General features: G+C 68.8%; 17 protein-coding genes, 2 rRNA genes and 1 pseudogene. 17 read left to right on the forward strand and 3 right to left on the reverse strand.

The genetic code is table 11. The features are described 5' to 3' along the window. The 12 genes from FHX42_RS07795 to FHX42_RS07850 all read left to right on the forward strand — a co-directional run. Positions 1-138, forward strand: a 23S ribosomal RNA gene (locus FHX42_RS07795); the annotation flags it as partial. A 79-nt stretch (positions 139-217) separates the two neighbouring features. Continuing rightward, positions 218-335: ribosomal RNA gene (gene rrf / locus FHX42_RS07800) — 5S ribosomal RNA — on the forward strand. A gap of 721 nt (positions 336-1,056) precedes the next feature. Next, positions 1,057-1,842 carry a tetratricopeptide repeat protein gene (locus FHX42_RS07805; protein WP_182543589.1) on the forward strand — a complete coding sequence of 262 codons (786 nt, stop codon included), beginning with the start codon at positions 1,057-1,059 and terminating at the stop codon, positions 1,840-1,842. Continuing rightward, on the forward strand, positions 1,839-2,879 hold the full coding sequence (locus FHX42_RS07810) for an HAD-IIA family hydrolase (protein ID WP_182543590.1): 1,041 nt from the start codon (positions 1,839-1,841) through the stop codon (positions 2,877-2,879). The genes FHX42_RS07805 and FHX42_RS07810 overlap by 4 nt, the downstream gene beginning before the upstream one ends. A gap of 83 nt (positions 2,880-2,962) precedes the next feature. Further along, positions 2,963-3,208 (forward strand): hypothetical protein, encoded by a 246-nt coding sequence (locus FHX42_RS07815; RefSeq protein WP_235987135.1) that lies wholly within the window; start codon positions 2,963-2,965, stop codon positions 3,206-3,208. A gap of 4 nt (positions 3,209-3,212) precedes the next feature. Further along, complete coding sequence (locus FHX42_RS07820; protein ID WP_182543591.1) at positions 3,213-4,097, forward strand: TlyA family RNA methyltransferase; 885 nt, start codon at positions 3,213-3,215, stop codon at positions 4,095-4,097. Next, positions 4,094-4,984, forward strand: coding sequence for an NAD kinase (locus FHX42_RS07825; protein ID WP_182543592.1), 891 nt, complete (start codon positions 4,094-4,096; stop codon positions 4,982-4,984). Before FHX42_RS07820 ends, FHX42_RS07825 begins: the two co-directional genes overlap by 4 nt. A gap of 82 nt (positions 4,985-5,066) precedes the next feature. Continuing rightward, positions 5,067-6,836 (forward strand): DNA repair protein RecN, encoded by a 1,770-nt coding sequence (gene recN / locus FHX42_RS07830; protein WP_182543593.1) that lies wholly within the window; start codon positions 5,067-5,069, stop codon positions 6,834-6,836. A gap of 154 nt (positions 6,837-6,990) precedes the next feature. Next, the gene (gene steA, locus FHX42_RS07835) at positions 6,991-8,187 is read left to right on the forward strand and encodes a putative cytokinetic ring protein SteA (RefSeq protein WP_182543594.1); all 1,197 of its coding nucleotides are present in this window, start codon (positions 6,991-6,993) and stop codon (positions 8,185-8,187) included. Beyond that, positions 8,184-9,116, forward strand: a complete 933-nt coding sequence (locus tag FHX42_RS07840) for a copper transporter (RefSeq protein WP_182543595.1) — start codon at positions 8,184-8,186, stop codon at positions 9,114-9,116. The genes steA and FHX42_RS07840 overlap by 4 nt, the downstream gene beginning before the upstream one ends. A 232-nt stretch (positions 9,117-9,348) precedes the next feature. Continuing rightward, on the forward strand, positions 9,349-11,058 hold the full coding sequence (locus FHX42_RS07845) for a CTP synthase (protein WP_182543596.1): 1,710 nt from the start codon (positions 9,349-9,351) through the stop codon (positions 11,056-11,058). 24 nt (positions 11,059-11,082) lie between these two features. Continuing rightward, positions 11,083-11,754 (forward strand): NUDIX domain-containing protein, encoded by a 672-nt coding sequence (locus tag FHX42_RS07850; protein ID WP_182543597.1) that lies wholly within the window; start codon positions 11,083-11,085, stop codon positions 11,752-11,754. Positions 11,755-11,766: 12 nt separating this feature from the next. Here FHX42_RS07850 and FHX42_RS07855 read toward each other — a convergent pair whose 3' ends face one another. After that, a complete protein-coding gene (locus FHX42_RS07855) occupies positions 11,767-12,306 on the reverse strand; it encodes a DUF1707 domain-containing protein (protein WP_182543598.1) in 540 nt (179 codons plus the stop codon). Between the two features lie 118 nt (positions 12,307-12,424). On the opposite strand from FHX42_RS07855, the gene xerD reads away from it, so the two are divergent. The 5 genes from xerD (at position 12,425) to FHX42_RS07880 (ending at position 16,877) form a co-directional block, all read left to right on the forward strand. Next, on the forward strand, positions 12,425-13,366 hold the full coding sequence (gene xerD / locus FHX42_RS07860) for a site-specific tyrosine recombinase XerD (RefSeq protein ID WP_328795970.1): 942 nt from the start codon (positions 12,425-12,427) through the stop codon (positions 13,364-13,366). Positions 13,367-13,553: 187 nt separating this feature from the next. Continuing rightward, positions 13,554-14,501 (forward strand): ParA family protein, encoded by a 948-nt coding sequence (locus FHX42_RS07865; protein WP_182543600.1) that lies wholly within the window; start codon positions 13,554-13,556, stop codon positions 14,499-14,501. A gap of 84 nt (positions 14,502-14,585) precedes the next feature. Then, positions 14,586-15,449 carry a segregation and condensation protein A gene (locus FHX42_RS07870; protein WP_182543601.1) on the forward strand — a complete coding sequence of 288 codons (864 nt, stop codon included), beginning with the start codon at positions 14,586-14,588 and terminating at the stop codon, positions 15,447-15,449. After that, the gene (gene scpB / locus FHX42_RS07875) at positions 15,446-16,102 is read left to right on the forward strand and encodes an SMC-Scp complex subunit ScpB (protein ID WP_182543602.1); all 657 of its coding nucleotides are present in this window, start codon (positions 15,446-15,448) and stop codon (positions 16,100-16,102) included. Before FHX42_RS07870 ends, scpB begins: the two co-directional genes overlap by 4 nt. Further along, positions 16,095-16,877 (forward strand): pseudouridine synthase, encoded by a 783-nt coding sequence (locus FHX42_RS07880; RefSeq protein ID WP_182544192.1) that lies wholly within the window; start codon positions 16,095-16,097, stop codon positions 16,875-16,877. Before scpB ends, FHX42_RS07880 begins: the two co-directional genes overlap by 8 nt. 12 nt (positions 16,878-16,889) lie before the next feature. Here FHX42_RS07880 and FHX42_RS07885 read toward each other — a convergent pair. Together FHX42_RS07885 and FHX42_RS07890 are read right to left on the reverse strand one after the other, a co-directional pair. Further along, positions 16,890-17,670 (reverse strand): annotated as a pseudogene (locus tag FHX42_RS07885) (cation:proton antiporter); the annotation flags it as partial. Between the two features lie 153 nt (positions 17,671-17,823). Further along, a complete protein-coding gene (locus tag FHX42_RS07890; protein WP_182543603.1) occupies positions 17,824-18,306 on the reverse strand; it encodes a cation:proton antiporter regulatory subunit in 483 nt (160 codons plus the stop codon). Positions 18,307-18,368: the final 62 nt, after the last annotated feature.

Genomic DNA, 18,368 nt, shown 5'->3' on the forward strand with positions numbered 1-18,368 from the left:
GGGAAGCCCGTTCCCAGATGAGGTCTCCCACCCCCAGTGGGTTAAGGCCCCCACCCGACCAGTGGGTTGATAGGCCCGACATGCACGCACAGCAATGTGTTCAGTGGACGGGTACTAACCGGCCGAGGACTTACCCCACACCACACCGCACAGCACCACTACTCGCATCCACCATCCGGCTCTGAAACAACAACCCCCAACCCCATACAGACTTGTGGTCGGTGGCCACAGCGGGGCGGGACACGCCCGGACCCATCCCGAACCCGGAAGCTAAGCCCCCCAGCGCCCAAGGTACTGCACCCCCACGGGTGTGGGAGACTCGGACACCGCCGACCACATTCACAAGGAAGGGGCTACCGGTGGTTCCCGCGAACAGCGGGACCCCGGTAGCCCTTTTTCGTCGTGTACACGACGAGATGCTTCGTTCGTCACGGTTGCTCGACGTCCCCGAACTCGGCGGAGGACGAGCGGCTAAGCTGGTAAGTAGCCATTCTTTCGATGCTGCAGGAGGATCCGGTGGCCGGTTCCGAGGAGAGGTACGGCGAGGACCGCCGTGGAGCTGGAGCCGGTCGAGGTGACTCGAAGCGCGGTCACTCGCCGAACAACGGCACGGGTGGGAAGGACCGCCGCGACCAGGGACGAGGTTCGTCCGGTCGCGACGATCGTGGTGGAGGTCGACCCTCCGGCAACCGAGGTGCGGAGCGGGGCCGGTCCGGCGCGAACCAGGGACCGCGCGACCGCGGTGGCGCTGGTTCCGAGCGCAAATCCGGGGATCGGCGAGAGGGTGGCCCCCAGCAGCGCAACCGTAACCAGGGCTCCTCTTCTCAGGGCGACCGTCGTGGAAAGTCGTTCGACCGGGATCGTCGTGGTGGTCCGCCCGGCGGAGACCGCCGGAAGGACGAGCGTGGTGGTTCGGCCGGCGGCGACCGTGGATCCCGCCACTCGAACGAGCGGCGGGGCAAGCAAGGACCCCCTCGAAAACAAGGCGACCGTCCGCAGCGGGATCGACGTCGCGATGACCGGTCCGGTAGGGGTGCTTCCGGTGACGCGGCGGACATGAAGCCGGAAGCGCCGGAGCTGCCGGAGGACACCGACGCCTCCGAACTGCACACCGAGATTCGGCGTGAACTCCGTGCGCTCTCCAAGGGCTTGGCGGACAAGGTGGCCGGCCACCTCGTCGCAACCGGAAACCTGATCGACACCGATCCCGAGCAGGCGTTGACGCACGCGCGTTACGCGCGTAAGCGCGCTTCGCGGGCCCCCTCCGTGCGGGAGGCAGCCGGACTCGCCGCCTATCGAAGCGGTGAGTGGAACGAGGCGCTGTCCGAACTTCGTGCGTCCCGCCGCATGGGCGGAGGTTCGGGACACTTGGCGATCATGGCCGACTGCGAGCGCGCGCTGGGACGACCGGAACGCGCCATCGACCTCGGTCGTAGCCCGGAAACGGCGGAGTTGTCGCAACAGGAAGCGGTGGAGCTGCGCATCGTGACGGCCGGAGCCCGACGTGACCTGGGCCAGGTCGAGGCTTCGGTGGTGAGTTTGCAGACGGCCGAGCTCGATCCGCAGCGGCAGGAGTCGTGGAGTGCGCGGCTGTTCTACGCTTACGCCGACAATCTCCTGGCCGCCGAGCGCGTGCAGGAAGCGTTCACCTGGTTCGTTCACGCCGCTCATGCCGACGACGACGGTGAGACCGACGCCCCCGAGCGTCTCGACGAGCTCGTCGTGCGACTGGGCGGTCCCGAGATGGCCGAGGAACTGGTCGCCGAGGCCGAGTCCAATGATCCGAACGTCGTCGAATCCTCGGAGGACGAGGGCCCGGAGGGAGGCTCCGCCACATCGTGACGGGCACATTGCTCGATCATCACGACGCCGTACTGCTCGATCTGGACGGCACGGTGTATCGCGGCGGCCGACTCGTTCCCGGTGCGGGGGAAGCGATCGGTGCCGCGCACGGTGGTGCGGCCGTGCTGCGCTACGTGACCAACAATGCCTCGAAGCCGCCCGAAGCGATCGCCCGGCAACTGACCGATTTCGGCCTCGAAGCCGAGTCGGCCGAGGTCAGCACGAGCGCTCAGGCCGCTGCGGCGCTGCTGGCCGCTGAACTCCCGCCCGAAACACCTGTCCTCGTGGTCGGTACGGCCGCGCTGGAGTCCGAGATACGCGCGGTGGGGCTCGCCGCGGTGCGCGAGCACTCCGAGCACCCCGCCGCCGTGGTGCAGGGGCATTCACCCGAGACGAGCTGGCGAGACCTTGCCGAGGCGTGTCTGGCCATCCGTGCCGGTGCGCTGTGGGTGGCCTCCAACGACGACGCCACGTTGCCCGGCGAGAGTGGGGAGTTGCCCGGCAACGGAGCGATGGTGGAGGCACTGACCGCTGCCACCGGTCGGACCCCCCGGGTGGCGGGCAAACCGCAGCGGCCGTTGCTGGACCGCGCGGTCGATTCAGCAGGGGGATCTCGACCGGTGATGGTGGGTGATCGGCTGGAAACCGACATCGCCGGAGCGGTACGGGCTCGGATGCCTTCGCTGATGGTGCTGACCGGAGTCAGCACCCCGGCGGACCTGCTCGCGGCCGCCGAGGACTGTCGCCCTGACTACGTCGCCTCCGACCTGGCCGCACTGCACCGTGCCCCCGAGGAGTCCGCGATCGGGGAGCATCCGGCCTGGAAGGTCCGGGTCCAGGACTGTACCCTCACGCTCGCCAGCGCCACCGCTTCGGAAGTCGCTCCGTTGCCGGCGCTGCGAGCCCTGTGCTCGGCATGGTGGTCGGTGGGTTCCGGCCCGGTGCGGGTACGGGGTGATGACGATGACGCCCGCGAGGCGCTACGGCGGTTGGAACTGACTGATACGGACACTCCTCGGCTGTCGACGGACGACTGACAGCGGTCGAGCGTCACGTTCGATACCGTGGAGAACACCGTCGTGCATCATCCGACGGCGTGAGAAATGGAAGCGGGGAGAAGATGACCTCTCCAGCAGGCCGGCATGGCGATACCGATCCGGCGGTGTTGTCCGCTGCGGGTGGTTCGGAGGAGACGCAGGGTGCCGAACAGGCCGTCGCCGAGGCACTCGCCGGGTTGAACGGCTTGGACGAACTGCCCGTCTCCGAGCATGTTTCGCGGTTCGATGCCGTGCACACCGCGCTCACCGACGCGCTGAGCAAGGCCGAGAACCTGCTGTCCGGTTCCAGTAGCGAAGCCGGGAGTTGAAGCGGTGCCACGAAAGGTGCGCCTGGACGCGGAACTGGTACGGCGTGGACTGGCTCGCTCGCGCGAACACGCTTCGGAACTCATCTTCGCGGGACGAGTCACCATACGCGGGTTCGCCGCGCACAAGGCGGCCACGGCGGTGCAGACCGATGCGCCGGTGGTGGTCGCCGACGACGTCGACGATCCGGGATGGTCCTCCCGGGGGGCGCACAAGTTGTTGGGTGCCCTGGAAGCGTTCGAGCCCGCGGGACTGACCGTCGCCGACCGGCGCTGCCTCGACGCGGGAGCCTCGACTGGAGGTTTCACCGACGTACTCCTGCGCCGCGGGGTGCGCGAGGTCGTGGCGGTCGACGTCGGATACGGCCAGCTGGATTGGAAGTTGCGCACCGACGAACGGGTGCGGGTCCACGACCGAACGAACATCCGGGCCCTGTCGAGCACCGACATCGACGGTGCGGTCGACGTGGTCGTGGCCGATCTCTCGTTCATTTCGCTGCGGTTGGTGCTTCCGGCGCTGACCGCGTGCAGTCGTTCCGGAGCCGACCTGGTGTTGATGGTCAAACCCCAGTTCGAGGTGGGAAAGCAGCGACTGGGGGCCGGCGGTGTCGTGCGTGACTCGCAGCAGCGGGCCGAGGCGGTGCTGGAGGTGGTGAACCTCGCCGAGAACAACGGGCTCGGGCTGATGGGAGTCGTGGCCAGTCCGTTGCCCGGTCCCTCCGGCAATGTCGAGTACTTCCTCTGGCTACGGGACGCGGCAGCGGGTCGCGGTGACCCCGAGACCCTGGTCACCGAGGCGGTCCGGCAGGGACCGCAGGGGCCGCAGACCCAGGGCACACCGGGCGGCGCCGGTGGTCGAGCCGAGCAGCAACGCCAGGGGGGTGCGGGGTGACCAGGGAAATACTGCTGGTGGTGCACACGGGAAGGCAGCACAACCTCGGTATGGCGGAGAAGGTCGCGGGCCAGCTGATCGGGTCCGGGATGCGGCTGCGCGTGCTGGCCGGGGAAGCGCCCGATCTCAGCCCTGAGTGCTACACGGAGGTGGTGGCACCGAGCTCGAAGGCCGCGGAGGGCACTGAGCTGGTGCTCGTCCTCGGGGGTGACGGGACGCTGCTGCGCGCCGCCGAGCTCGCTCGCGTGGCGGGCGTTCCGGTTTTCGGTGTGAACCTGGGCCGGGTCGGCTTCTTGGCCGGTGCGGACTTCGACGCCCTGGACGAAGCGGTCGATGCCGTGATCGAGGGGCGCTACCACGTCGAGGAGCGGATGACGGTCGACGTGACGGCGTGGCTGGACAGCCGAGTGCTGGCCCGTACCTGGGCGCTCAACGAGGCCAGCGTCGAAAAGAGCAGCCGGGAGCGGATCCTGGACGTGGTCGTCGAGGTGGACGGACACCCCGTGTCCGCGTTCGGCTGCGACGGAGTGCTGTGCTCGACCCCCACGGGATCCACCGCTTACGCGTTCTCGGCGGGGGGTCCGGTGATCTGGCCGGAGGTGCGGGCGCTGCTGGTCGTACCGAGCAATGCGCACGCGCTGTTCTCGAGGCCGTTGGTGGTCTCGCAGGATTCCCTGTTGGCGCTGGAGATCGACGCGCAGGGGCACGATGCCGTGCTGTGCTGCGACGGCCAGCGGCACTTCGATCTCCCGGCCGGTGCCAGGGTGGAGGTCGTGGAGGGCGAGACCCCGCTGCGGCTCGTGCGGTTGTACGACGCCTCGTTCACCGATCGGCTGGTGCGCAAGTTCGAACTCCCGGTACACGGGTGGCGCGGTCCGGGGCGGTAGTCGATCACCGCGCTCGTCGGTGAGGTTCAATACGGGTGTGGCAGGCGTCGTCGGGTGGTCCGGCCAGCTAGGGTGCGGAACTGTGTTGGCGGAGATGCACATCCAGGGGCTTGGGGTGATCGACGACGCCACGCTCGAACCGCACCGCGGCTTGACCGTGGTGACGGGTGAGACCGGCGCCGGAAAGACGATGGTGGTCACGGGGCTGCACCTGCTCGGAGGGGGGAGGGCGGACAGTTCCCGGGTGCGGGCGAGTTCGAAGCGGGCGGTGGTCGAGGGCCGATTCCTGACGGCGAGCGACGCACCCGCTGTGCGGGTCGCGGCGGATGCGGGGGCCGATACCGACGATGACGGAAGTCTGATCGCGCTGCGGCAGGTCACCGCCGAAGGCCGGTCGCGGGCGCACCTGGGGGGACGGTCGGTGCCCAACGCGGTGCTGTCCGAGCTGGCCGAACAGGTACTGGCGGTGCACGGGCAGAACGATCAGCTGCGGTTGCTGCGCCCGGCCGAACAGCGAGCCGTGCTGGACCGCTTCGCCGGGGACGAGGTCGCCGGTCCGCTCGCCGAGTACCAGCGGGTCCGAGCGAAGTGGACCGAGACGGTACGGGAGCTGACCGAGCGCACCGAGCGCTCCAGGGAAATGGCCAGGGAAGCCGACTTGCTGCGGCACGGGGTTTCCGAGATCCGCGCCGTGGCACCGGAGCCGGGCGAGGATCACGCGCTGGTGGACGAGGCCGCCAGGCTCGCCGACGTCGATCAGCTTCGTGACACGGCCGCCGGTACCCAGGCCGCGGTCAGCGGCACCGCGGACGACGACTCCGACACCGCCAGCGCGTTGAGCCTGGTCGCCGAGGCGCGACGTCGTGTGGCCGCGGTCGAGGACCCCGCCCTTCGGGAACTCGAGCCGCGACTGGCCGAGGCCGCCGCGGTTCTGGTCGACGTCGGTGCGGAGCTGGGAAGTTACCTCGACCGGCTGGAGGCCGATCCGGACCGGTTGGAGCAGGTGCTGGCCCGACAGGCCGAGTTGAAGCAGCTGACGAAGAAGTACGCCGCCGACGTCGACGGTGTGCTGGCCTGGGCCGCGGAGGCGGAGGAGCAGCTGTCCGGCATGGACACCTCGGAGGAGGCCCTGGCGGCCTTGGCCGCACGGCGTGACGAGCTGGCCGAGGAACTCGCCGGGCACGCTCGGGACCTGTCCGCGGCGCGTCGTCGGGCGGCCGGCGATCTTGCCGCGGCCGTCACCGAGGAGCTCACGGGGTTGGCCATGGGGCAGGCCCGGGTCGAGGTCGGCGTGGAACCCCGGCAGGCCGAACGCGGTGATTCCGCCGCCCTGCCCGTCGACGGCAGCACGCTGCACGCCGGACCGGAGGGAGTCGACGAGGTCGAACTGCGTCTGGTCGCGCATTCCGGGGCTCCGGCGCTGCCGGTCCACAAGGGTGCTTCCGGGGGCGAGCTGTCCCGTGTGATGTTGGCGCTGGAGGTGGTGCTCGCCGGGGCAGACACCGTGCCGACCCTCGTTTTCGACGAGGTCGACGCAGGAGTGGGAGGACGCGCCGCCGTGGAGGTGGGACGGCGGCTGGCGCGGTTGGCCCGCACGCACCAGGTCATCGTCGTCACGCACCTTCCCCAGGTGGCGGCCTACGCCGATCGGCATCTCGTCGTCGACAAGGGATCCGGCGAGGGGGGTCTGACGCGCAGCGACGTGCGTGCTGTCGCCGACGAGCAGCGGGTGACGGAGCTGGCTCGGATGTTGGCCGGACTGGATTCCACGGAAACGGGGAAGGCCCACGCGGAGGAACTGCTCGCCACGGCGGCCAAGCACAAGAGCGAAGCTCCGCCCGCGGCCTCCTAGGGGCGCGGCGAACGCTTCGGGGACGGTGGATCCGGCGCTGATACCGCGGTCCGCACGATGTGGCGCGAGTGGGTGAGCGATCACTGGTCCGAATGGACCAAGAGTCCCGGCGTGGCGCGCTGTCATTGGGTCACATGTTTGTCACCATCGGTATATGAGAATCAGCGGCCTGCTTGGCAACAGGCAGGAGGACCTGCCCGGTGTCGTCGGACCCGCCAGGATCCAGCGGCGACCGGGTGGCCTGCCGGAAAAGATCGGCCCCGGTGACATCGCCGTGCTCGATCAGGCGGACTTGGACCGGCGAACCGCGGAAGCCCTGATCGAGACCGAGGTGGCGGGAGTCATCAACGCGGCTCCCTCCATCTCGGGGAGATTTCCCAGCCTCGGTCCCGAGATACTGCTCGCCGCCGGGGTGACGTTGGTCGACGGCGTGGGCAAGCAGGGGCTGGAGCACATCAGGGACGGTGCCGTGCTGTGGCTGCACGAAGGCGGTGTCTTCCTGGATGAGCGATCCGGCCAGCGGGAGATCGCTCGCGGTACGGAGCAGGACGCCGATTCCGTGGCCGAGGCGATGATCGAGGCCAAGGCCGGGATGTCGGCGCAGTTGGAGGCTTTCTCGGCCAACATCGTCGAGTTCCTGAGCAGGGAACGCATGCTGGTACTCGAAGATATCGGCGTGCCCGAGTTGGTGGTGCCGATCGAGGGCAGGCATGCGTTGGTGCTGGCGCCGGGATACGGCCACACCGAGGACCTGCGGCGACTCCGGCGCTACATCGGCGAGCAGCGGCCGGTGCTCATCGGTGTCGACAGGGGCGCCGACACCCTGTTCCGGGCCGGCTACCGTCCCGACGTGATCGTCGGTGACCCCGGCGGGATCGACACCGAGACGCTTCGCGGGGGCGGGGAGGTCGTGGTGCCGGCCTCCCTCGACGGTCATGCCCCCGGCCTCGAACGGATCCAGGACCTCGGTGTCGGAGCGGTCACGTTCCCCGCGTCGGGGAACGCGGAGGACCTGGCCCTGTTGCTGGCCGACGCCAACGGTGCCGAGCTGGTGGTCACGATCGGTTTCCAGGCGACGCTGCACGAGTTCCTCGACGGGGGGCGCTCGGGTTCGAACCCCTCCACCTTCCTCACCCGACTGAAGTTGGGCAGCAAACTCGTCGACGGCGGGACCGTGGCGAGCCTGCACCGCGGCGGGGCCTCCGTCGGCGTGGTGACGTTCCTGGTGCTGGCCGCGATGCTGGCGATGCTGGCGGCGCTGGCGGTGTCCGGACTGGCCGCCCCCTGCGTCGACGTCGTCGTGGGTACTGCCGAGACCTTGATCGACTTCGTCGGGGGGTTTTTCGCGTGATTTCCTTGCGATACCACGTCGTTTCGATCGCCTCGGTGTTCCTGGCCCTGGCCGTGGGCGTGCTCATGGGATCCGGCTCGGTCAGCCAGACTCTGTTGTCCGGTGTCTTCGGTCAGCGGGACTCGCTGAGCAAGCAGGTGAGTCACTTGCGTGGCGAGCTCGATACCACCCACGGTGAGCTCGCCGACGCGCGGCAGTTCGGTTCGGCCGTGGCACCGTTGGCGGTTCGGGGAGCGCTGGAGAAGCGCAGTGTCGTGGTGATCACGGCGCCGGACGTGGCTCCGCGGCACCACGACGCGATGAAGAAGCTGCTGACCTCGGCGGGCGCGGAGGTGACCGGTACGCTGCGATTCACCGACAGGGTTACCGACCCCGCCAGGGCCGGACAGTTGCGCGACGTGGTCACCCGGCTGCTTCCCGCAGGTGTACGACTTCCCGTGACGGCGGACCCGGGCACGCTGGTCGGTGGTCTGCTCGGTCCGCTGGCGTTGCTGGATCCACGCACCGACCACCCGCAGTCGTCTCCGCAGGAACGCGCGGCGGCACTGTCCGGGTTGTCCGAGGGCGGCTTCCTGCGTGCCTCGCCGGAGCTCCGTCCCGCGCAGCTGGCCGTCGTCCTTACCGGTGGAGATCGGACGGACAGCGGTCCGCGGGCCGCGTCGACGATGTTGGCCAGGTTGGCCGCGCAGGTGGACCGATCCGGGGCAGGTGCCGTGTTGGCCGGTATGGCCGCCTCGGAGAACGGCACGGTGGAGATCGCGCGTGCGGACAGGGCGATCTCGTCGACGTTGTCCACCACGGATCACGCGGGCACGGCATCGGGTCGGGTGGCCACCGTCCTGGCGTTGCGCGAGCAGCTGAGTGGGAAGTCCGGTCACTACGGTGTGTCGGGAAGTGCCGAAGGACCCGTCCCGCGACTTCGTGGTTGAGCTTTCCCGTCTGATTACGGAGAGTTGTTTCGAGTGGCCGTGCGGCACCGGTGACGTGTCGCCCGGAGGGGCGTTGAGCAGCGAATTGGCCGATTTCGGCGACTGGCCGGGGGCACTGCGGACGCCGCTGTTCGTGGGATAGACTGGAATCCCGTGGGAGCGACGGTACCGGCCGTCCTGCCAGCGCAAATCATCGGCCCGGCGACAGCGTTGACCACGGGAGCCTTTTTTGGTGTCGCAAGCACACACGATCAAACACGTTTTCGTTACGGGAGGCGTGGCCTCCTCGCTCGGTAAGGGGCTCACGGCTTCCAGCCTGGGTGAGCTGCTGACTTCCCGTGGACTGCGGGTCACGCTGCAAAAGCTCGACCCCTATCTCAATGTCGATCCCGGAACGATGAACCCGTTCCAGCACGGCGAGGTGTTCGTCACCGAGGACGGCGCCGAGACCGACCTCGACATCGGTCACTACGAGCGGTTCCTGGACCGCGCGCTGACCCGCAACGCCAATGTCACGACCGGCCAGGTCTACTCCTCGGTGATCGCCAAGGAGCGCCGGGGCGAGTACCTCGGTGACACGGTCCAGGTGATCCCCCACATCACCGACCAGATCAAGTCCCGCATCTACGCGATGGCCGACCCCGACGAGGACGGGCTCACTCCCGACGTGGTGATCACCGAAGTCGGCGGCACCATCGGTGACATCGAGTCCCTGCCGTTCGTGGAGGCCTGCAGGCAGGTTCGGCACGACGTCGGCCGGGACAACTGCTTCTTCCTGCACGTGTCCCTGGTGCCGTACCTGGCGCCTTCGGGGGAGCTGAAGACGAAGCCGACCCAGCATTCCGTGGCCGAGCTGCGCAACATCGGTATCCAGCCGGACGCCCTGGTCTGCCGTGCCGACCGCGAACTGCCGGAGGAACTCAAGCGCAAGATCGCGCTGATGTCCGACGTCGATTCCGACGGGGTCGTGACGTGCCCGGACGCGCCCTCGATCTACGACATCCCCCGCGTGCTGCACTCCGAGGGGCTCGACGCCTACCTGGTTCGCCGGCTCGGGCTGCCGTTCCGTGACGTGGACTGGTCGGTGTGGGGCGACTTGTTGGAGCGCGTGCACAACCCCACCGAGAAGGTGCGGATCGCTCTGGTCGGCAAGTACGTCGACCTGCCCGACGCCTACCTCTCGGTCACCGAGGCCCTGCGCGCCGGTGGCTTCGCCCACCGTGCCAAGGTCGAGATCTCCTGGATTCCCTCGGACACGTGCGAAACCGAGTCGGGCGCGGCTCACGCGCTGGCGGGGATGGACGGGGTCCTCATTCCCGGCGGGTTCGGCGTGCGGGGTATCGAGGGCAAGCTCGGAGCCATCCGCTACGCCCGTACTCACAGCATTCCGACCTTGGGGCTGTGCCTGGGGCTGCAGTGCATGATGATCGAGACCGCTCGCGACCTGGCCGGACTGAATCAGGCCAACTCCACCGAGTTCGAGGAGCCCTGCCAGCATCCGGTGATCAGCACCATGGCCGACCAGCACGACGTGCTGGCCGGGGATCGCGACATGGGCGGCACCATGCGGCTCGGTTCCTACCCGGCGCGTCTGCAGGCCGGTTCGATCGTGGCCGAAGCCTACGGCGAGTCCGAGGTGGCCGAACGCCATCGGCACCGCTACGAGGTCAACAACGCCTACCGGGATCGGTTGAGCAAGGCCGGACTGGTGTTTTCCGGGACGTCACCGGACGACAGGCTCGTCGAGTTCCTCGAACTCCCGCGCGAGGAGCACCCCTTCTTCGTCGGTACTCAGGCCCACCCGGAGTACAGGAGCCGCCCGACCCGTCCGCACCCGCTGTTCGCCGCTTTCGTGCGTGCCGCGCTGGATTACCGGGCGGCCGAGCGGTTGCCGGTGGAACTGCCCGAGACCGGTCAGACCACGGTGGCCGCGAGCGTGTGAGCACGTGCCGCCTAGAGTGGCCGTGTGCAGACGAGTGACAACAGCGCCGATGGTGGCGAAGCGGTGACACGGACCAACGGCGAGCACGAGTTCCGGGCGTTGTCCAGCACCGACCTGTACGTGGGGGGCATTCTGGCCCTGCGGGCCGACGAGGTCGCCATGCCGGGAGGCAGGCGGGCTCGTCGTGAGGTCGTGGAGCATTCGGGGGCGGTGGCCGTCGTCGCGCTCGACGAGCACGATCGGGTCGTGCTGATCCACCAGTACCGGTACCCGCTCGATCGCAGACTGTGGGAGCTTCCGGCCGGCCTGCTGGACGTCGCAGGTGAGGACCCGCTGCACACCGCGCAGCGGGAACTCGCCGAGGAGGTCGGTCTCGCGGCCAGCGACTGGTCGGTGCTGGTCGACATCGCCTCCTCCCCGGGTTTCACCGACCAGTCCGAACGGATTTTCCTGGCACGGGGACTGTCCGAGGTGGACCGGCCGTCCGCCGTCGGTGACGAGGAGGCGGATCTCGTGATCCGCCGCGTACCGCTGGACGACGCGGTCCGCGACGTCTTCGCCGGTGAGATCGTCAACGCTCCGGCCGTCTCCGGCCTGCTGGCGGCTCAGGCCGTGCGGGCGGGACGAGCCACCGCCCGTTCCGCCCAGGCGCTGTGGCGTGATCGGCCGACCCGGTTCACCGCGCGGGAGCGGTGACGGGACGGGGGATCAGTCCCTCAGCCGTCGGCCGGACGCGTCGGTGGTCGGGTTGGACAGGATGACGATCCCGTCGACCACGCACCACACGAAGGCGGCGAGCGTCCCGAGTCCGCAGGGCAGGATTCCCACCCAGAAGAGCAGCAGCTGTCCCACGGCGATGCCGGTGTGTCCGGTGTAGAAACGTCCCACCCCGAAGGGCAGGAAAATCTGCAACAGTCCCGCGGCGAGCTTCGACTTGTCCGAGGTCTGGTACTGCGGAGGAAACCCGGGCTGGGGGACGGGGTGAGCGGAGCCGGGAGGAGCGGGAGCGGGCGGCGGCATGGGCGGGACGAAGGCGACCGGTGGTGCGAGTGGATGCGGACCGGGAAGATCCTCGAACAACGAGCCGAGCTCGTTGGCGGTTCGAGCGCTCACGGCCTTGGAGACGCGCTCGTCGTACTCGTGGATGTCGATGCGGCCTCGGGAGGAGTGCTCCTGTAGCGCGCGCATCGCCCGTTCCCGTTCGGCGTCGCCGATGCGCTGCTCGCCGGATTGTCCGGGGGTGGTCACGGACGCTACGGTAGTCGACTTCGCGGTGTCACGGGCCGGTTCGCCCGTCGCGTCACTCTTACGGCCGACTGTTCGTATCCTGCTGTCGGTGAGGACCTTTCGCGAAGGAGCTGCGGCGGTGCGAGGCTTTGAACATCTGCCGGACGGGTTGCGAGCAGTGATCACCGATTACCTGCACCACCTGGCGGTGGAACGCGGAACGGCCCGCAGCACCCTGGATTCCTACGCCCGGGACCTGCGGCGCTACGCCGACCACCTGCTCGCCGACGGTGTCCGCGCACTCGGCGACGTCGGTGCCGAACAGGTCACCGATTTCCTGGTGCGACTCCGTCGGGGTGATGCGGACCGGACTCCGCTGGCGCCGTCGTCGGCGGCCCGCGCCCTGGTGGCGGCACGTGGTCTGCACCGCTTCGCCCAGGCCGAGGGAGTGGTGGCCACGGACGTGGCGCGTGAGGTGTCTCCTCCCTCCCCACCACAGCGGCTTCCGAAGGCGTTGCCGGTCGACGACGTGCTGCGACTGCTCGACAGCGCTGGTGGCGACGATCAGCGCGGGCTCCGGGACCGCGCCCTGCTGGAGTTGCTGTACTCCTCGGGCGCCCGCATCTCCGAGGTGGTGGGATTGGACCTCGACGATGTCGACGCCACGGAACGAACGGTGCTGCTCGACGGAAAAGGCGGACGACAGCGGCTGGTCCCGGTAGGACGTCCCGCTTTGCGAGCTCTGGACGCGTACTTGGTGCGCGCGCGTCCGACGCTGGTGGATCGCGGCGGGGGGAGTGCTGCCGTGTTCCTGAATTCGCGCGGCACCCGACTGTCGCGGCAGAGTGCCTGGAACGCGCTGAAAACCGCTGCACGACGTGCGGACATCACCGAAGAGGTCTCCCCGCACGTACTGCGTCACTCTTTCGCCACCCACTTGCTGGAAGGCGGTGCCGACGTCCGAGTGGTGCAGGAATTGCTGGGGCACGCCTCGGTGACGACGACGCAGGTGTATACCTTGGTTACGGTGAACGCGTTGCGCGAGGTGTATGCGACGGCGCATCCGCGCGCGCACGATTGAGCGGCGTGTTCGGCGGAAAGTCCGGACTGTGCGGGCCGCGGGAGGAGCATGTGGTGGGGAGAACCACTGCCAACACATTGAGGACGTCACGGCGAGCCGCGTTGCCGCTGGTCGTGAAAGCCGCTTAGGCTGCGCTCGTAGAGCCACAGGCCCGATTGACACCGGCAGACGAAGGAGTCGGATCGCCATGTCGACACCGCAGCCCTCCGCCGACGGGCGGTCCCGGGGCGCGGTCGACCTGAGCATCGCCCCCGAAAAGACCGACGCCCCCGGTGGGGAGGTTGGCAATTCCCGCGGCCTCGGCGAGACCGCGGGGCCCACCGGTAGGCCGCGGCGCCACATTCCCGAACCGCCGATGCTGGACAAGCACGGACCAGCGGTGGTGCTGGCCATGTGCAACCAGAAGGGCGGTGTCGGCAAGACCACCTCGACGATCAATCTCGGGGCCGCGCTGGCCGAGTACGGACGACGGGTACTGCTGGTCGACTTCGATCCCCAGGGCGCTCTTTCGGTGGGCTTGGGAGTCCAGCCCCACCAGCTGGAGCAGACGGTCTACAACGTCATCATGGAGCGTTCCGTCGGCCTCTCCGACGTGGTACGTGGCACCAGCGTGGCGGGGATGGACCTGTTACCCAGCAACATCGACCTCTCCGCGGCCGAGGTGCAGCTCGTGTCCGAGGTCGGTCGGGAGCAGACGCTGGGACGTGTGCTGCACCCGGCGACGAAGGAGTACGACTACATCCTCGTGGACTGCCAGCCGTCCCTGGGGCTGCTCACGGTCAACGCGCTGGCCGCGGCCGACGCGGTCATGATCCCGCTGGAGTGCGAGTTCTTCAGCCTCCGCGGGGTCGCGCTGCTGATGGACACCATCGAGAAGGTGCAGGACCGGCTCAATCCCCGGCTGGAGATCAGCGGCATCCTGGCCACGATGTTCGATCCGCGTACGTTGCACTCGCGGGAGGTGATGTCCCGGGTCGTCGAGGCCTTCGGCGACATCGTGTTCGACAGCGTCATCAATCGCACGGTGCGCTTCCCGGAGACGACCGTGGCGGGGGAGCCCATCACGCGCTGGGCGCCGCAGTCGTCCGGCTCCGAGTCCTACCGCTCGCTGGCCCGCGAAGTGATATCGAGGTGATGGTCCCGTAGCGCGGTCGGCGAGGTCTGGCATCCTGGAGTGGGGCCGAGGTGCCGCGTCGAAATCCGGGTGGGGGCGTGCGAAATGGTTGTGGCATCCGCGCCGGATGAGCCAGCAGCCGAGCAGGAGCTGTCGTCGTCCGGCCGTTTCACCGTGCGGCTGGAGAATTTCGAGGGCCCCTTCGACCTGCTGTTGCAGCTGATCTCACAACACCGGCTCGACGTGACCGAGGTGGCGCTGCACCGGGTGACCGACGAGTTCATCGCCTACACCAAGGAACTGGGTGAGCGCTCGGACCTGGATGAGATCACCGAGTTCCTCGTGGTGGCCTCGACCCTGCTCGACCTCAAGGCAGCACGACTCGTGCCCTCCGCGGAGGTGGAGGACGAGGAGGACCTCGCCCTGCTGGAGGCACGCGACCTGCTGTTCGCCCGGCTGCTGCAGTATCGCGCCTACAAGCAGGTGGCGGCGGTGTTCGCCGAGTGGGAGGCCGGCGCACTGCGTCGCTATCCTCGTTCGGTGTCGGTGGAGGACCGCTTCGCCGGGCTGCTGCCCGAAGTCGTGCTGGGAGTGGACCGGGACGGGCTCGCCGAAGTGGCCGCGGCCGTGTTCCGGCCCAAGCCGCCACCGGAGGTCTCGCTCGAGCACCTGCATCAGCATCGGATCTCGGTTCGTGAGCACGTGGCCGTGCTGCGCGTGCTGCTCGCCGAACGCGGGACGGCGGCCTTCACCGATCTGACCACCGACTGCGATCACGGTATCGAGGTCGTCGCGCGGTTCCTGGCGCTGCTGGAGTTGTATCGGGACACCGTGGTCCTGTTCGAGCAGGAGGACCCGTTGGGGGCGTTGACGGTGCACTGGGTCGGCGGCAGTGCGCAGCAGGCTCGCGAGCAGGCCGAGGTCGAGGCGGCAGGGGCCGGCGGTGACGAGGAAGAGGAGTACGGGTGAGCGAGAGCGGTGCTGTCGACGCGGTGGGGGAGCGGAGCACTCCGGAACCGGGTGAGTCGGAGGAGTCCGAACGTCCGGACCCGGCGCAGGACGCACGGACACCCCCGGATCTCGACACGGACGCGGCGCTGGACTCCGCGTTGGAGGCGCTGCTGCTCGTGGTCGACGTGCCCGCCGCGGAGGAGCTGCTGGCAGATGTGCTGAAGCAGCCCGTCGAGCGGGTCGGTACCGCGCTGCGGCGTTTGGCCGAGCAGTACACGCGAGAGGAACGGGGCGTCGACCTGCGCAAGGTCGGTGACGGGTGGAGGTTCTACACCCGCGACACCTACGCCCCCTACGTGGAACGTTACTTGTTGGACGGCCGACGGGCGAAACTGACGCGGGCGGCGCTGGAAACCCTGGCGGTGATCGCCTACCGCCAACCGGTGACGCGTTCGCGGGTGGCGGCGGTACGCGGTGTCAACGTCGACGGGGTCATCCGTACCCTATTGGTACGTGGCCTTCTCGAAGAGGCCGGAACCGACCCGGAAACCGGCGGTCTCCTGTACTGCACGACCGAACTGTTCCTCGAACGGCTCGGCCTGTCCTCACTCAAGGAATTGCCGCCGCTCGCCCCGTTGTTGCCCGAAGTGGATGCGATCGATGATGTCTGAACACCCTGACCGGACCGGGAAGCCCGGTACGGGTTCCGCCGGTACCGCCGAGGGCGGAGTACGCCTGCAGAAGCTGCTGTCCCAAGCCGGTGTCGCCTCCCGGCGGGCCTCGGAGCAGATGATCACCGAAGGTCGGGTCGAGGTCAACGGCCGGCCGGTCCTCGAGATGGGAGTGCGCGTCGACCCGGCCGTGGACAAGGTCCACGTGGACGGGACCCGTGTGGTGGTCAACCGCGAGGCGACGTATCTGCTGCTGAACAAGCCGACGGGGATCCTGTGCGCGATGTCCGACGACCAGGACAGGCCCTGCATCGGTGACTACCTCGGTGAGCGGCAGGGGCGCCTGTTCCACGTCGGCAGGTTGGACGTCAACACCGAGGGCCTGCTACTGCTGACCAATGACGGTGAGCTGGCGAATCGGCTCATGCACCCCTCTTATCAGGTGGCCAAGACGTATTTGGCGGAGGTTCCCGGGCCGGTGCCCAAGGACCTGGGGCGGACCCTGAAAAACGGCATCGAGCTCGACGACGGGCTGGCCGCCATCGACGGTTTCCGGCTCGTCGACGTCGAGCAGGGACGCGCCCTCGTCGAGGTGGTCCTGCACGAGGGACGCAAGCACATCGTGCGCCGGCTGTTGAAGGCCGCCGGGCACCCGGTTCAGCGCTTGGTGCGGACCGCGGTGGGCACCGTGCGGCTGTCCAACGAGCGCCCCGGCGCGATTCGTCGGCTCGACGGCAACGAGGTCGGCAGCCTCTACAAGGCCGTGGGCATGTGAGTTCGGCCGGAGGCGGCTCCGGCGCTGGACGAACCGCCGTGTCACCGGTCCGATGACGGCCATGAGCAGCCCGTGGGCCGTGGGGAGAGCGGCGAGCTCACCGGTGATGGCACCGGATCCCACGGCCGGCCAGGCCCGCGATGACGATGGAGACCTCGGGCGACCGGGGCCGGCCCCGGCTCGGGCGCACCCCAACCGGTCGCCCCCTGCATCCGGGCGGTGAACCATCCCGTGGCGACCTTCGTGACGGTGGTGGTCACGGCCAGCATCAGGGCGAGCGCCCGGAGGAGGAACACCTCGGGGTCGGGACTGCGCACCAGGGTCGAGACGTGCTTGCCGAAGCGCAGGGCGATGACGAGCACCAGCGTGATCACGATCGGGGAGATCCCCACGGCGGTCAGACCGCCGAGAAAGCTGACTCCCGCCAGCAGCGCGGTCAGGATCGGTGGGTACACCGCCATCGCGAGGCCCTCGAAGACCGGGATCGACAGCACCACCGGGGTTTCCCGGTTACCGAGTCGCCCAGGACCTTGGCCACGATCCCCGAGGACGAGATGTAGGTGATCCCGGCCACGGCCAGGGCGCCGAGCGGTCCCCACCCGAGCAACAGCGCCACGAGCGCTCCGGGAGCGGCGTTGAGGACGAGATCGAGCAGACCGGCCAGCCACGAGCGCCGTAGGCCGGTGACCAGCTCGCTCGCGGAGCACTCCAGCCCCGGCAGGAGCAGCAGGAGCACGACCTCCGTCTCCGATGCGATCTCGATGAAGGGCTCGGTGCCCTCCAGCGGAACCAGCTCTCTCCCACGCCTGCGAAGTTGTTCCGGTGCCGCGCCGCACCCTGCCGGTCGTGTCGTCGCGGACCGGCGGCGAACTCACTCGTGCCCGGGGTGAGGCCCGGTGCATGACACATCCGGCCGCTCCCCGCTTCTGCCGGCGGTGTCGCGCGCTCAGCCCTTCTCGAGGATCTCGTTGGCCGCGCGCAGCCCGTCGACGGTACCGACGACGACCACGAGGTCCCCGCCGGCGAACACGAAGTCCGGACGCGGTGAGGGGTGAGCGGTCCCCTCGCGAGCGACCGCCACCACGGACACGGAAGTGCGGGTACGCAGCTCCGTTTCCCCCAGTTGCCGACCGGCGTAGGGCGATCCGGAAGCGATCGGTAGCTGCCAGGTGGTGATTCCGCTGACTTCCCGCTGTTGCTCGCTGAGCTGGGAGACCAGCTGCGGAGCGCCCAGCAGATTGGCCAGCGTGCTGGTCTCGGCCGTGGTCAGCTCGACCGAGGCCACGACCTTGTCCGGGTCCTCCTGCTCGGAGGCGATCAGTTCGAGCCGACCGTCGCGGTAAGTGATCGCCCCGACTCGGTTGCCCACGTGGGTGGTGAAGTCCTGCTGCGTACCGAGTCCCGGCAGCGGGGTCACTGTGACGTCCACGTGTCGAACTCTAATTCGCTGAACCTGAACATGGTCAAGCGCATTCGCGGCGTGTCCGTGTG

Origin of the sequence: Halosaccharopolyspora lacisalsi (genome assembly GCF_014137975.1) — a bacterium.
In the GTDB taxonomy this organism is placed as follows: Bacteria; Actinomycetota; Actinomycetes; order Mycobacteriales; family Pseudonocardiaceae; genus Halosaccharopolyspora; species Halosaccharopolyspora lacisalsi.